Genomic DNA, 12,595 nt, shown 5'->3' with positions numbered 1-12,595 from the left:
GGAAGAAGAGGGGGAGCTTCGTGGCGAAGCTCCCCCAAGGCTTCATCAGCCAGCCAGATCGGCCGCCCATTTCTTGTAGTTCTCGACGATGTCGGGGTTGAAGTCCCGCCACTCCTTGGCAACCTTGTAGGCGAGGTCGCCCGCTTCTGCGCCGGTGATCTTGCCGCCCACCACCTGCTGCGCCGTTGGCAGCAGCGCCTGCTCGTAGAACTGGCCGGGCACGAGATTGGAGAGATAGGGAATGTTCTCGGACAATCCCCAGCGCTTCCACATGTCGAGCACCGCCGGGTCGGTGATCGCCGCGGTATCGAATGTGGTGTTGGCGGGAATCCAGCCCGTGGCCTCGTTCAGCGCCTTCAGCCGTTCCGGCGAGTTCAGATATTCAAGGAAGGCAGCGGCACCCTTGGCGTTCTTCGCCTTGGCCGGAATGCCCAGCCCTTGCGAGTCGAAGATCGGCTTTCCGGCCAGCTTGCCCTTGCCATAGACCGGCATCACCATGGTGCCGATGCGGCCCTTGCTGGTCTTGCTGTCGGCGGGCATGCGGCCGCCAACCGAAAGGCCCGACGCCACCTTGCCTGCCACGATCAGGTCAATGCCGGGATAGAGTTCGGTGGAGGACATTTCGGAATTGAGGAAGCCCGCCTTCTTCAAATCCTCAAGCTTCACCCAGTGCTCGTGATATTTGGGATCGCGGAAATCGCGCTCGCCGGTGAACAGGCCGATCACCTCCGCCGCGTTGTCGACATTCTGGCCCAGCGCATGGCCGAAATACCATTCGCCCCAATAGCCGTCCTGAATGCCGCCGCCCACTGGCGCGATGCCCGCGGTCTTCAGCTTGTCGCAATGGCCGAGGAATTCGTCCCAGGTCTGCGGCGCCTTGTCGGGGTCAAGCCCGGCTTTCTCATACAGGTCCTTGTTGTAGATCCAGATCATCGGCAGCGGATACCAGCCGAGGCGGTAGTTCTTGCCGCCGAAGACGCTGAGCTGCGTGGCGTTGGAGGCCTTGATGGTGGCGTCGCTGACGAGGCCGTTGAGCGGCTGCAGATAGCCCAGCCACACGCTTTCCATGTGATAGATGCCGTTCCACAGGAACTGGATGTCCGGCGGATTGCCGGCGGCGGCCGCCGTCTGGAACTGCGAGATCACCACCGCCGTGTCCTGCAGCATCGGCTTCACGGCGGCATCCTTGTAGCCGGCCACCGAAGAGTCGACGAACTTCTGCAGGCCCGGCAGTTCCTGCTCACCCCACCACCACATGTCCAGCGTATCGGCGGCGTGGGCGCCTTCCGGCATCAACCCGGTCAGCACCGTGCCCGCGCCCAGGATCATCGACAGCCGCAGCATGTCGCGGCGCGAGATCGTCAATCTGTTATCCATCGTCACTTCCTCCCTGTTCCTCCTCGCATCATGCGTGAGGCTTATCCGTCAGAACGTACTCATCAAACCACCGTCCACCACCAGAAGCTGGCCGGTCATGTAGCGGCAATAGTCAGACGCCAGAAAAACCACGGTGCCCGAAACATCCTCCGGCAGGCCGCTGCGGCCAAGCGGAATCTTCCGCCTTGTGATGTACCAGTCGACGAAATCCGGAGTTGTCGTTTCGTCTACGCCGTTGATGACCGACATCGGCGTCACCATGAAACCAGGCGCCACGGAATTGACGAGAATGTTGTAGCGCCCAAGTTCCACCGCCATGGACTTGGTGTAAGCAAGGATGCCGCCCTTGGCCGCATTGTAAGAGCCGACATCGCCGCTTGAGGCAAAACCCTGAATGGAGGCGATGTGGATGATGCGGCCGGAATTCTGCTTCGCCATGTGCGGCGCCACGAGCTTGCTGCCCATGTAGACCGCTTCGAGATTGACGGCGATGGTGCGCCGCCAATCTTCCAGCGTGTCAGTCAGGATCGTGGCCGGCTTTGGATTGATGGCTGCATTGTTCACGAGAACGTCAATGCGTCCGAATTCCTGGACGACGCCCGCGACGGCCTCTGCATAGGCGTCATAGTCGGTGACATCGAGGCTGTATCGCACCGCGCGGCCGTCGGCCGCGCCGATCTCATCGCAAACACGCTGTGCGGCCTCGGCATTTCTCTCGATCAGGACAGTAATTGCGCCTTCAACCGCCATTTCGAGGCTGACGGAGCGTCCCAACCCCTGGCCTGCGCCAGTGACGATACAAACCCTGCCGTCGAGCAACCCCATGCTTCCGCTCCGCACGCATCGCCACCCGCCTTGGTTCGATATGGAATTCCGAAATGGCGGACAATGATCTGGATAGGTGGACAACACTACAGGGAGGGTGAGAATTTGGTCAAGCAACTTGCGCCCGGCAGGCTAACTCTACGCTTGCAGTGCTATTCGTGACGCTGCGGAAAATTATGCCCCTCCGGGAACAAATAGCCATCACGCGCAGTTGAGTTGCGCTTATTTACGTTTGCACGCGAGGGGATGGTTATGCGCGAAAGTGTGAGGACATTCTGGAAAGGGCATCTCCGGCTTGCGCTGGTCAATATTCCAATCCGGCTCGTCAGTGCCGAGCGCGCCGATGCGGAAATACATTTTCACCAGGTTGACCGGAAATCGCACCAGCGCATCAAATATGTGAAAATGGCGCCCGGGCGCGGCGAGGTGGCGAAGGACGACATCGTCATGGCCTATGAAGTCGAGCCGGGAAACTATGTTTTCATGGAAGACAAGGATCTGGACTCGCTCAAACTCTCCAGCCGCCATACGGTTGAACTCACGCAATTCGTGGATCAGGATGAAATTGACCCGCTCTATTTCGAGCGGCCCTATTACGTGTTGCCGGATGGAGACGTGGCCGAGGAAGGCTATTCCGTCATCCGCGATGCGCTGAAGGCCAGCAAGAAAATCGGCATCGGGCAGCTCACCCTGCGCGGCCGCGAAAATCTGGTGGCGCTCTATCCTGGCGGCAATGGCATGGTGCTCGATACGCTTCGCTACGAGAGCGAGTTGAAAGACGCCGATGATGTGTTCGCAGGGCTTGGCAAGGCCTCCGTGTCGAAAGACATGGAAGAGATGGCGCAGGAGCTGATCGCCAAGAAGTCAGGGCCCTTTGATGCCTCGCGGTTCAAGAACCACTATGCCGATGCGCTGCGCGAACTCGTGTCGCGCAAACTGTCCAAAGGGCAGAGCGTGGCGGTGGAAAACGACGAAGAGCAGGGCGGCAAGGTCATCGATTTCATGGATGCACTGAAGCGCTCCCTGGGCAATGGGGAGCCGGGAGAAAAGCCAGCGCGCAAAGCCGCCCCAGCCGCGCCGAAAAAACCCGCAAAAAAGACCGTGAAGCGCCGGGCTTGAGCGTCCATGGCGCGCCGCACGGATGCACTTGAGCCTTATCTCCAGAAGCGGAATTTCGCCAAGACGCCCGAGCCTGCGCCAAAGCCCGCGCGGGCCAATCGCCAGCTTGTCGTGCAGCATCATCTGGCCGCGCGCGATCACTATGACCTCCGCCTCGAAATCAATGGCGTGCTGGCAAGCTGGGCGGTGACGCGCGGTCCATCCGCCGACCCGCATGACAAGCGCTTGGCGGTGCGTACCGAAGACCACCCGCTCTCATACCAATCGTTTGAAGGTGTCATTCCGGACGGAAACTATGGGGCAGGCGTGGTGCAGCTTTGGGAGTATGGCACCTATGTCCCGCTCAATGGCGATCCCGCCGAAGCCCTCAGGAAAGGCGAGATCAAATTTGAAGCCCGAGGCCAGCGCATGCACGGGCGCTGGGTTCTGGTGCGGATGAAAGCGGAGGGCAAGCGCGAGAACTGGCTGCTGATCAAGGAGCGGGATGAATACGCCGAAGGGCCCTCAACGCTTCTCGCGCGTTATCCGGGAAGCGTGTCCACCAACAGAACCCATGCCGAGATCAGGACGGGAGCGCCAGGCATTCCCGCCATTCCAAAGAGCGCAGATTTTTCCTTTCCCCAATTCATTGCCCCGCAATTGTGCGGAACGGCGGACACGCCGCCCGATGGCGCCGGCTGGCTGTTTGAAATGAAATATGACGGCTACCGCCTGATGCTGGCTTCGGCTGATGGCGCGGCGCGTCTCTACACGCGCAGCGGCCTTGACTGGACCGCAAAGTTCAAGCCCATCGCCGATGACGCAAAGCTCCTGTCATGCTCATCCTGCCTCATCGACGGCGAGGCTGTGGTGCTCGATGGCAAAGGCATCTCCGATTTCCCCGCGCTCGTCGCGGCGCTGGAAGCAGGCAAGGCTGGCAACATCATATTCATGGCGTTCGACGTCCTGATGATCGACGGAGCGGATCTGCGGCAGTTGCCGCTGATGGAGCGGAAAAAACGCCTTGCTGGCCTCGTGCCTGCCGGAAAGAATGGCCATATCCATCTCGCCGGAGACTGGCGGGGGGAGGGCCAGGCCTTTTTTGACAAGGCGGTTGCCGCAGGGGCCGAGGGCATCATCGCCAAGCGTGGCAATTCACCCTATCGCAGCGGGCGGTCCGGTGACTGGCTGAAGATCAAGGGCGACAGGCGCACGGATGCCATCATCATCGGCTACATGCCGTCGGACAAACATGAGAGCTTCGCCTCGCTTCTCGCCGCGGATGAAAGCCAAGGCACTCTGCGCTACATCGGGCGCGTCGGCACGGGCTACAATCAGAAAACCCGCGCTCTGCTTGCGCCTTTGCTGAAGCCTGCGCGCAAGACTCCGCCTGCCCTTCGGAACAGCGAACTTCTGCCGTCAGGTGCTATCTTTGTGAAACAGCCCTTTGCCGCCGAGGTTGGCTTTGGCGGCTGGACGCAGGACCGGCAATTGCGGCAGGCTCGCTTTCTCGGACTGCAATCGGATCGCCCCGTCCCGCGTGTGGAGACACACACCATGGCCAAGTCATCGCCCAAGCCGAAAGACGAAAAAAACATGGACTGGAGCGTCACGCATCCGGACCGCGTGTTGTTTCCCAAGGACGGAATCACCAAGAACGACATCGCGCGGTATTATGAGGCCCAGCAGGCGCGCATCCTGCCGCATCTCCTCAACAGGCCGGTCAGCCTGTTGCGCGCGCCGGATTCAATCGAGAAAGAACTGTTTTTCCAGCGCCATCCGCTTCCCGGCATGAAGCGCGGCATCGTGCCGGTCGATGCGCCACCCGGAGAATATTTCATGCTTGATGGCGCGGAGGGCCTTCACACCGCCGTGCAGTTCGGAGCCATCGAGTTTCACGGATGGAATGCAACTGTTCCCGATCTTGATCATCCTGACCGCGTGATCTTCGATCTCGATCCGGACGAAGGCCTGGCCTTTGCGGATGTCAAAAGTGCAGCGCTGCTCTTGCGCGACTATCTCACGGCGGCCGGGCTCAAGAGCTGGCCGATGCTGAGCGGCGGCAAGGGCATCCATGTCATCATCCCGCTCGACCGCAAGACGAATGACGATGACGTGGCTCTTTTCAGTTCTGAAATGGCGAAAGGCATCGCGCGGGAGAAGCCCGATCTCTTCGTGGCCACCATGTCGAAGGCGAAGCGCAAAAATCGCATTTTCATTGACTGGCTGCGCAACCGCAGCAAATCGACGGCCATCGTGCCGTGGTCGCTGCGCGCCAGGCCCGGCGCTCCGGTTGCGACGCCAGTAACGTGGGGTACACTATCGACTTATAAAAAGGCCAATGCCTTGAATATAAAGACGGCGCTTGAGGCGAAGGACTGGACGGATTTCTTCGCCACGCCGCAGAGCATCAGCAGCAAACTTCTTGCTTATCTGAAAAAGCAGGCCGCCCGATAGTCTGTCCACTATCGCTCTCAGGAACCTTGCTCTCCGCCCCGCATTGACGAAACAGCAAGTGCGCGAAATGCACTCGGGCTTAGGTGGAGAGAAAAATGAAGATCACCATATTGTCTGCAGCGTCCATTGTGGCGTTGGGATTGCTGGCTGCTCCGTCTGTCGCGGCGCCCACAGCAGAGGAATGTTCGGCGCAGTTCATTGCTGCGGACGTCAACAAGGATGGCGTGATCAGCGACAGTGAGGGCGAAGCCTATCTCGCATTTTACCGCGTTGCCAACAAACCGATCGCTGATGGCCGCATCACGCGTGATGCGTTCCTTCAGGATTGCCAAGCCGGTTTCTACACGGCTGCGGCCGTGGAGGAAGGCGCGCCGTTCAAGGGCGCCAACAGTTTCACCGAAGCACAGGCCAGGGACAGAATCGCCTCGCATGGCGGGACGGCAGTCTCCGCGCTCGTGAAGGATGCCGATGGCATCTGGCGCGGCACGGCCACGGTGAGTGGAGCGCAGAAAAGCGTTGCTGTCGATTACAAGGGAAATGTGGTGTTTGGAAGCTGAAGACTGATTTTCGAACCCGTCAAAAAATGAGGAGTTTAACATGAAAACCGTTCATCGTGTTTATGATAACTACGCCGATGCAGAACAGGCGGTCCGCAATCTGAAAGATGCGGGAATCCCGGATGCCGACATCAGCATCATCGGCAATCGCGGCGGTGTCGATTCCTACAAGGACGTTGCCTATTCGAACAAGCCTGAGGCGACAGAAGCCGGGCTTGGCGTGGGCGCGGCTGTCGGCGGCGGCGCTGGCCTGCTGGCGGGGCTGGGGCTTCTCGCCATTCCGGGGCTTGGCCCGGTCGTGGCGGCAGGGTGGCTGGCGGCGACGGCTCTGGGCGCCGTCACCGGAGCCGCGGCCGGCGGCATCGTGGGCGCGCTCGTCGATGCGGGCGTTCCGGAACAGGATGCCCACGTCTATTCCGAGGCCATCCGGCGCGGCGGCACGATGGTGACCGTGCGCTATCCCGATGAACTCCGCGACCGCGTGATTGCCGCCTTTGACGTAAATGGCTTCGTCGATATCGCCCGCCGCCGTACAGAATATGAAACGGCGGGATGGCAGAGGTTCGATCCCGAGGCCGGCGACTACAAGCCCACGCCTGCCGACATTGAACGTACAAGGCGCTACGGCTGATAGAGCGCATTGAAGCCCCCCGCTCAAATGGCGGGGGCTATTGTTTGGCGTGAAGGGCGGAAAGTGCGCGCTTCAATCGGTGAGCCCACGCCTTTGCACCGTCGGGGGTGGCGATGAGATCCTGCCGTACCTCCACCAGCACGGCATCGAGCCCGCGCGCCTCTCCGTGAATCGGCACGGTGTAGTCGCCGTCATCCTCGATCTGATAAGGCTCATTTTCCGCGATGTGCTGGCTTGCGCCGCCCAGCGCCTCAGCGAAGCTGTGTCCAAAGGACTTTGACCGGCGGTAGAGAATGCCAGCATGCCATGGCCTTGCGAAACCCTTGAACACTGGCGTGAAGCTATGGATGGCAACGATCACGGGCGTAATGCCGGCTTTGAGCCTGTCATTGATCATAGCCGTCACCTGTGCCTGAAACGGAGTGAAGTAAGATCGCTCTCGGTGTTCGCGTTCCTTTCCCGATATGTTGATGTTTCCGGGGATTTCCGTCACTTCGCTGACGTCGGGAATTGACGTCCGAGCGCCGACCGGACGGTTGAGATCGATCAGCAGCCGCGAGTAACCGGCCAGCACCAGGGGCGCATCGAGATGAGCGGACAAGGCCGTGGCCACATCCGCCGCGCCAATGTCCCATGCAATGTGCCGCCTGAGATCCTCCTCTGTTAGTCCCAGGCCCTTGTAAGAAGCCGGAATGAATCGTGAGGCATGTTCGCAGATCAAAAGATAGGGCGATGTCCCCGCCGGGTTGATTACGGAGACGGGCGGCGGAAGCTGCTCAGTAACATCCATCAATAGATCTCCGCATAGCGCCGGCACTGAGCGTCATCGAGCGCATCGCCTGCGAGCTTCAACTCCATGCGCTTCATGCCGGTGTAGGTCTCCAGTGCCTTTGGATCGAACCAGCTGCACACTGTTGAGTCCTGCAGAAGCGTGTCCAGCGCCTGCGCCAGTGTCTGTGGAAGCCTGCGCAGTCCCAATGCTTCGCACTCTTCAGAACAGAGCAGTGCGGGATCGCCGGAAAAAAGCGGTGGCGCCGCGAGCTTCGCTCTTATGCCCTCCAGTCCCGCGCGCACCATCACGCCAAGCGCCAGATGCGGGCAGGCGCAAGCATCGGCAGGGCGGTATTCGATATTGAAAGCCTTGGCGGGATCGCTTTTTCCCACCCGGTTGATGGGGCAAATCCGGAGGCTTGCCTCGCGGTCCTGATCGCCGAACCAGGTATAGCTTGAGCTCCAGTGATGCGGCTGAAGCCTCAGATATGAAATCGGGCTTGGCGCGGTGAAAGCAATCAGCGCCGGAAGATGTTTGAGTATTCCCGCTACAAAACTGGCTGCGAGATCGGATACGCCGCCCGGCTTTGCCGCGTCATAGGTTGTGGGCCTGCCTTTCGAGTCAGCAAAGGAAAAATGAATATGAACGCCATTGCCTATGCCATCGGCGCTGGTCTTGGGCGCGAATGAGGAGCGCCAGCCGCGGTTGCGGCTGAGTTCCCGAACCGTTTCGCGCAACACCACGGCGCGGTCTGCGGCGGCGAGGGCCGGGCAGGGCGCCATGGTGATTTCAAATTGTTCCTTGCCATATTCGGCAATGAACACCTCCGGGTCGAGGCCCGCCTCGCGAAGCGATGCAATGAGCGCCGGGCCAAAGGGGTCGGCCTGCCGCAAGGCCTGCAGCGAAAAGGCGGGCGCTGAATACCAGCCCGCGCCGAAAATCTGAAACTCATGCTCGAAGGCAGCAACAAGCTCAGCGCCTGTCTCGCTGCGGAGATCGTCCAGCGCGTTCCTCAGAAAGCTTCGCGGGCAGCATATCCAGGGTGTCCCGTCCAACTCCACGATATCGCTCATCACGATGTCGAGTGCCGTGGCGGAGCCTTCGATGGCGAAGCGGAAACGCGCATCGTCATCGGGCAGAAGGCGAAGATCGCCCGCCGAACCCCACGGGTTCGGATCGGCGATCAGGTCCATCGGCGTCAAGGACATGTTGGCCGGAACCCAGCCCAGCGTCTTGGCCTGGCCGGGGATATAGCTTGCGGCGGTGATTGATCTGCCGCGCGTGATGCCGGCATAGTCGGTGGTCACGAAAGTGACCAGCGGATCATGAATGCCGGAACGCTCTGTCATGCGGTTTTGCTTTCGATGGCGTTGATCCGCGATACGACCGTATCCGTGTCTGTAATCCAGCAATAGCCCTTGTAGGCGTTGAGCGCCGTATCGTGGCGTTCCTGCGTGTAGGTGGCTGAGGCATCGCCGGGCATGGACACGAGATAGCCGCGGTCCGCGGCATCTCGCACCGCCATGTCGACGCACTGGTCGGTCACCACGCCGGCGACGATCAGATAGCGGATGCCAAGATTGCGCAGCACATAGTCGATATTGGTCGAGTTGAAGACGCCCGAGGATGTCTTGGGCAGGACGATTTCGTTGCTGATGGGAGCCAGTTCATCGATCGGCGGCGCCAGGGGATGGCCCTTCGGCACAAGAAGATCGGAGAGCTTGTGATCCAGCGAGGCATCGCGGCAATCTTCGGTCAGGGATTCGATGATGGTGTGCATCACCTGAACGCCTTTGGCCCTGGCGGCCGCGAGGATGCGCACCTGGTTGGGGATCACCATGGCCTTCAGCCGTTTGAAATAATAATGTTCGGAATTCATTTCGGGGTGAGCGGGGTCAAGCCCGGGAATGCAGAACATCTTCTGCATGTCGACGAAGAGAACCGCAGTCTCGCCTGCCTTGTAATGCGCTTCGCGCCTGTCCGGGTTTTTCATGGGCTGTTCCTGATTTTGGCCGCGCGGTTGCGGGGTTGCGTTTTCATCTTGGAAGATCGCGATGAATTGTCGAGCGTCACGTGATTTTCGGTCCGCACTTCCTCAAGCCGTGCCGCGCGGTCACGCCAGTCGGCGCCGCGCCGTTCCGCCACCGCCGCCGCGATGGCTTCCACCTGAAGGAGCGGCGTCACCAGCGTGTCAAACGGCGAGGATGTGGCCGTGGGCGCGGTGATGGTGATGTCGGCAAATGCCGATATGGGTGATTTCCAGCTGTCTGTAAGCAGGACGATGCGGGCGCCGCGATCCTTTGCCTGGGCGGCAAAGCGGATCGTATCCGCCTGATAGCGCCGGTAATCAAACACAACGAGGACATGGCGCTTGCCGATCAACGCCAGCTCATCAACCATGTCAGCCGCGTTGCCGTCCAGAAAAACGGCGCCCTCGCGCAGATGGTGAAGGCAGCGCTGAAGGATGCCCGCCACGAAGCGGCTGAAGCGCCCTCCCATGCACAGAACGGTCATCCGCGGATCCGACAGAAGTAAAACCGCCCGTTCATAATCGGCGGTGGCGGTTTCCCGTGTGGCCGTCTCGCATTGCGCCAGTGTGTCGGCGAAGAAGGCGCGGTAGACGTCGGGCCGCTGGCGCGCCGCCGGAGCTTGCTGCAATGTCAGCGGCGAGCGCATGTGGGCTTCCACCTCGGTCAGCAGCGCATCCTGCATTTCCGTGAAGCCGTCGAAGCCCAATCTTTGGGCAAGGCGGAGCGCCGTCGGATCGCTGACGCCTGCTTGCTTGGCAAGCTTCGACACCGTGGTGAGGCCGGCTGCCGGATAATTGGACAGCAGGATGCGGACAACCTTGAGTTCGGACTTCGAGAAGGCGCGCCCCTGTTCCATCAGGCGGTCGCGCACTGTCCGCGCCGGCTGCGAAAGGGCCTTTGCCGGAACTGCCTTCTTGCGTGTCATTGCATGCCTGGCTGTCATGTGGATTTCATTACAACATTTGTTTTGCGCTTCGTAAACTGAAACAAATATTTGACATAACCTCCGAGGTGCGTGTTAGGCTGAAAATTCCATAACCAAGGTTTCGCAATGTCCTTCTGGACCGGAGTTCCCGCCCGCGCATGGACCAGTGCGGCGCTGCTGATCGCGGCGGTCGGAATTCTCGCGCTTGCCGTGTCGCTCGGATTCGGAAATGCCGGCGTCAACATCGCCACGCTCGTGCTGCTGCAGATTTCAGCCGTGCTGGCGCTGGCGGTGTTCAGCGGCAATTCCGGCATCGTCTCCTTCGGGCACTCCGCCTTCATGGGCATCGGCGCTTATGCGGCGGGCATACTCACCATGTCGAAGGCCGTGCAGTCCTCCGCTCTTCCCCAGCTTCCGGCCTGGCTTCAAGGCTATCAACTGTCTCTTTTCTCAACGCTGCTCATCGTTGCGCTTCTCGGCCTTGTGGTTGGGTATCTCTCCGGCATTCCGCTGGCGCGGCTTTCCACAGGTTCGGCGGCGATCGGCACGCTGGCTTTTCTCATCATCATCCATGTCACGCTGATCGGCGCCAGGGATTTCACCCGCGGCAGCCAGACCTTCTATGGCGTTCCCCGCCTCACCACCGTGGGCGTTGCATTTGCGGTGGCGGCACTGTTCATTCTCGTGGCGCGGATCGTCAAGGAAACGCCGCTGGGCCTCAGGCTTCGCGCCGCGCGTGAAAACGAGATTGCAGCGGCGGCCACGGGGGTGAATGTGCGGGCGTCGCGGCACGCCGGGTGGACATTGAGCATCACGCTGGCGCTTGTGGCGGGCGCGCTTTATGGCGGTTTTCTCGGCGCGTTTTCGCCCAAGGATTTCTATTTCGACCTCACCTTCACGCTGGTCGCCATGCTGATCGTCGGCGGCATGCTGACGGTCACGGGTGCGGTGGCGGGCACAATTCTGCTCGCCGCCGTGGTGCAGATCCTCCGCCATGCCGAAACCGGCGTTGACCTCGGCTTTGTGGCGGTGCCCGGCATCTTCGGCCTGCCGCAGCTTGGTATCGGGCTCGCCCTGCTGCTCACCATCTGGCGGAGGCCTCTGGGCCTTGTTGGGCTGGCGGAGGCTGGGCCCGACTGGCCGAAACAAGTGATTGCGGCAAGCCCCACTCCGAAGATCGAGCAGCCGCCGGGTGCCGCCCTTGAGGTCAAATCCGTCACGATGCGGTTTGGTGGCCTGGTGGCGCTGGACAACATCAGTTTTTCCGTGCCCGCCGGCAAGGTGACAGGTCTGATCGGCCCCAATGGCGCGGGGAAAACAACGCTCATCAACATCATCTGCGGCCAGGCGAAACCCACCGAGGGCGATGTCGTCATCGAGGGAAAGACGGTTACGGGCGAGCGGCCAGACCGCATGGCGGTTGCCGGCCTTGGCCGCACCTTCCAGAACATCCGGCTCTTCGACCGCATGACGGCGCTTGAAAATGTCGCCGTTGCGGCGCTTGCCAAGGGTCATGATGGCGCAGCAGCCCGAAGCCTGGCGATGGCGCGGCTCGAGCAGCTTGGGCTTCAGGGGCGCGCCGGGCATCTGGCCGGTTCATTCGCCTATGGCGACAGGCGGCGGCTTGAGATCGCGCGGGCGCTGGCGCTGGAGCCCAGGTTTCTCCTTCTCGACGAACCGGCGGCCGGCATGAACCCGGCTGAAACCGATGACCTGATCGGCACGCTGGAGCACCTGCGCGCCGCTCACAACATCGGCCTTCTGGTTGTCGAGCATGACATGCGCCTCATCATGCGGCTGTCGGACCGTATGGTGGTGCTGAACAAGGGGCAGAAGATTGCCGAAGGAACGCCGCAGGAGATCCGCAACGATCCGGCGGTGATCGAGGCCTATATCGGAACCCGGCGAATAAAACACTGAAAC

11 protein-coding genes are annotated in these 12,595 nt (G+C 60.9%); 5 read left to right on the top strand and 6 right to left on the bottom strand.

Annotated features, from left to right (window positions below; translation table 11 throughout):
- Positions 1 to 45: 45 nt before the first annotated feature.
- Positions 46 to 1,377 carry an ABC transporter substrate-binding protein gene (locus QM694_RS10985; protein WP_415006974.1) on the bottom strand — a complete coding sequence of 444 codons (1,332 nt, stop codon included), beginning with the start codon at positions 1,375 to 1,377 and terminating at the stop codon, positions 46 to 48.
- A gap of 48 nt (positions 1,378 to 1,425) precedes the next feature.
- Positions 1,426 to 2,202: an SDR family NAD(P)-dependent oxidoreductase gene (locus QM694_RS10980; RefSeq protein WP_415006973.1), complete on the bottom strand. Its 777-nt coding sequence runs from the start codon at positions 2,200 to 2,202 to the stop codon at positions 1,426 to 1,428.
- A gap of 252 nt (positions 2,203 to 2,454) precedes the next feature.
- Between QM694_RS10980 and QM694_RS10975 the strand changes: the two genes are divergently transcribed.
- The 4 genes from QM694_RS10975 to QM694_RS10960 all read left to right on the top strand — a co-directional run bounded on the left by QM694_RS10975 (position 2,455) and on the right by QM694_RS10960 (position 6,945).
- Positions 2,455 to 3,321, top strand: a complete 867-nt coding sequence (locus QM694_RS10975; protein ID WP_415006972.1) for a Ku protein — start codon at positions 2,455 to 2,457, stop codon at positions 3,319 to 3,321.
- 6 nt (positions 3,322 to 3,327) lie between these two features.
- Positions 3,328 to 5,757: a DNA ligase D gene (ligD, locus tag QM694_RS10970; protein WP_415006971.1), complete on the top strand. Its 2,430-nt coding sequence runs from the start codon at positions 3,328 to 3,330 to the stop codon at positions 5,755 to 5,757.
- A gap of 95 nt (positions 5,758 to 5,852) precedes the next feature.
- Positions 5,853 to 6,314 carry a hypothetical protein gene (locus QM694_RS10965; protein WP_415006970.1) on the top strand — a complete coding sequence of 154 codons (462 nt, stop codon included), beginning with the start codon at positions 5,853 to 5,855 and terminating at the stop codon, positions 6,312 to 6,314.
- A 40-nt stretch (positions 6,315 to 6,354) separates the two neighbouring features.
- On the top strand, positions 6,355 to 6,945 hold the full coding sequence (locus tag QM694_RS10960) for a general stress protein (RefSeq protein ID WP_415006969.1): 591 nt from the start codon (positions 6,355 to 6,357) through the stop codon (positions 6,943 to 6,945).
- 37 nt (positions 6,946 to 6,982) lie between these two features.
- Here QM694_RS10960 and QM694_RS10955 read toward each other — a convergent pair whose 3' ends face one another.
- The 4 genes from QM694_RS10955 to QM694_RS10940 are packed head-to-tail and all read right to left on the bottom strand — an operon-like array spanning position 6,983 to position 10,690.
- Complete coding sequence (locus QM694_RS10955) at positions 6,983 to 7,735, bottom strand: N-formylglutamate amidohydrolase (protein ID WP_415006968.1); 753 nt, start codon at positions 7,733 to 7,735, stop codon at positions 6,983 to 6,985.
- On the bottom strand, positions 7,735 to 9,066 hold the full coding sequence (locus QM694_RS10950; protein ID WP_415006967.1) for a glutamine synthetase: 1,332 nt from the start codon (positions 9,064 to 9,066) through the stop codon (positions 7,735 to 7,737). Before QM694_RS10950 ends, QM694_RS10955 begins: the two co-directional genes overlap by 1 nt.
- Entirely contained in the window at positions 9,063 to 9,710 is a 648-nt protein-coding gene (locus QM694_RS10945) for a cysteine hydrolase family protein (RefSeq protein ID WP_415006966.1), read from the bottom strand. The genes QM694_RS10950 and QM694_RS10945 overlap by 4 nt, the downstream gene beginning before the upstream one ends.
- A complete protein-coding gene (locus tag QM694_RS10940) occupies positions 9,707 to 10,690 on the bottom strand; it encodes a MurR/RpiR family transcriptional regulator (RefSeq protein WP_415006965.1) in 984 nt (327 codons plus the stop codon). Before QM694_RS10940 ends, QM694_RS10945 begins: the two co-directional genes overlap by 4 nt.
- Before the next feature lie 108 nt (positions 10,691 to 10,798).
- On the opposite strand from QM694_RS10940, the gene QM694_RS10935 reads away from it, so the two are divergent.
- Positions 10,799 to 12,592: an ATP-binding cassette domain-containing protein gene (locus tag QM694_RS10935; RefSeq protein WP_415006964.1), complete on the top strand. Its 1,794-nt coding sequence runs from the start codon at positions 10,799 to 10,801 to the stop codon at positions 12,590 to 12,592.
- Positions 12,593 to 12,595 lie beyond the last annotated feature (3 nt).

The organism is Aestuariivirga sp., from assembly GCF_047602625.1.
In the GTDB taxonomy this organism is placed as follows: Bacteria; Pseudomonadota; Alphaproteobacteria; order Rhizobiales; family Aestuariivirgaceae; genus Aestuariivirga.
This window is presented reverse-complemented; position numbering and strand designations above follow the sequence as displayed.

Coding starts and splice junctions, on each gene's coding strand:
- QM694_RS10945 (WP_415006966.1), bottom strand. CDS start 9,710: ATGAAAAACCCGGACAGGCGCGAAGCGCATTACAAGGCAGGCGAGACT.
- QM694_RS10935 (WP_415006964.1), top strand. CDS start 10,799: ATGTCCTTCTGGACCGGAGTTCCCGCCCGCGCATGGACCAGTGCGGCG.
- QM694_RS10940 (WP_415006965.1), bottom strand. CDS start 10,690: ATGACAGCCAGGCATGCAATGACACGCAAGAAGGCAGTTCCGGCAAAG.
- QM694_RS10975 (WP_415006972.1), top strand. CDS start 2,455: ATGCGCGAAAGTGTGAGGACATTCTGGAAAGGGCATCTCCGGCTTGCG.
- QM694_RS10985 (WP_415006974.1), bottom strand. CDS start 1,377: ATGGATAACAGATTGACGATCTCGCGCCGCGACATGCTGCGGCTGTCG.
- QM694_RS10950 (WP_415006967.1), bottom strand. CDS start 9,066: ATGACAGAGCGTTCCGGCATTCATGATCCGCTGGTCACTTTCGTGACC.
- QM694_RS10965 (WP_415006970.1), top strand. CDS start 5,853: ATGAAGATCACCATATTGTCTGCAGCGTCCATTGTGGCGTTGGGATTG.
- QM694_RS10980 (WP_415006973.1), bottom strand. CDS start 2,202: ATGGGGTTGCTCGACGGCAGGGTTTGTATCGTCACTGGCGCAGGCCAG.
- QM694_RS10955 (WP_415006968.1), bottom strand. CDS start 7,735: ATGGATGTTACTGAGCAGCTTCCGCCGCCCGTCTCCGTAATCAACCCG.
- QM694_RS10960 (WP_415006969.1), top strand. CDS start 6,355: ATGAAAACCGTTCATCGTGTTTATGATAACTACGCCGATGCAGAACAG.
- ligD (WP_415006971.1), top strand. CDS start 3,328: ATGGCGCGCCGCACGGATGCACTTGAGCCTTATCTCCAGAAGCGGAAT.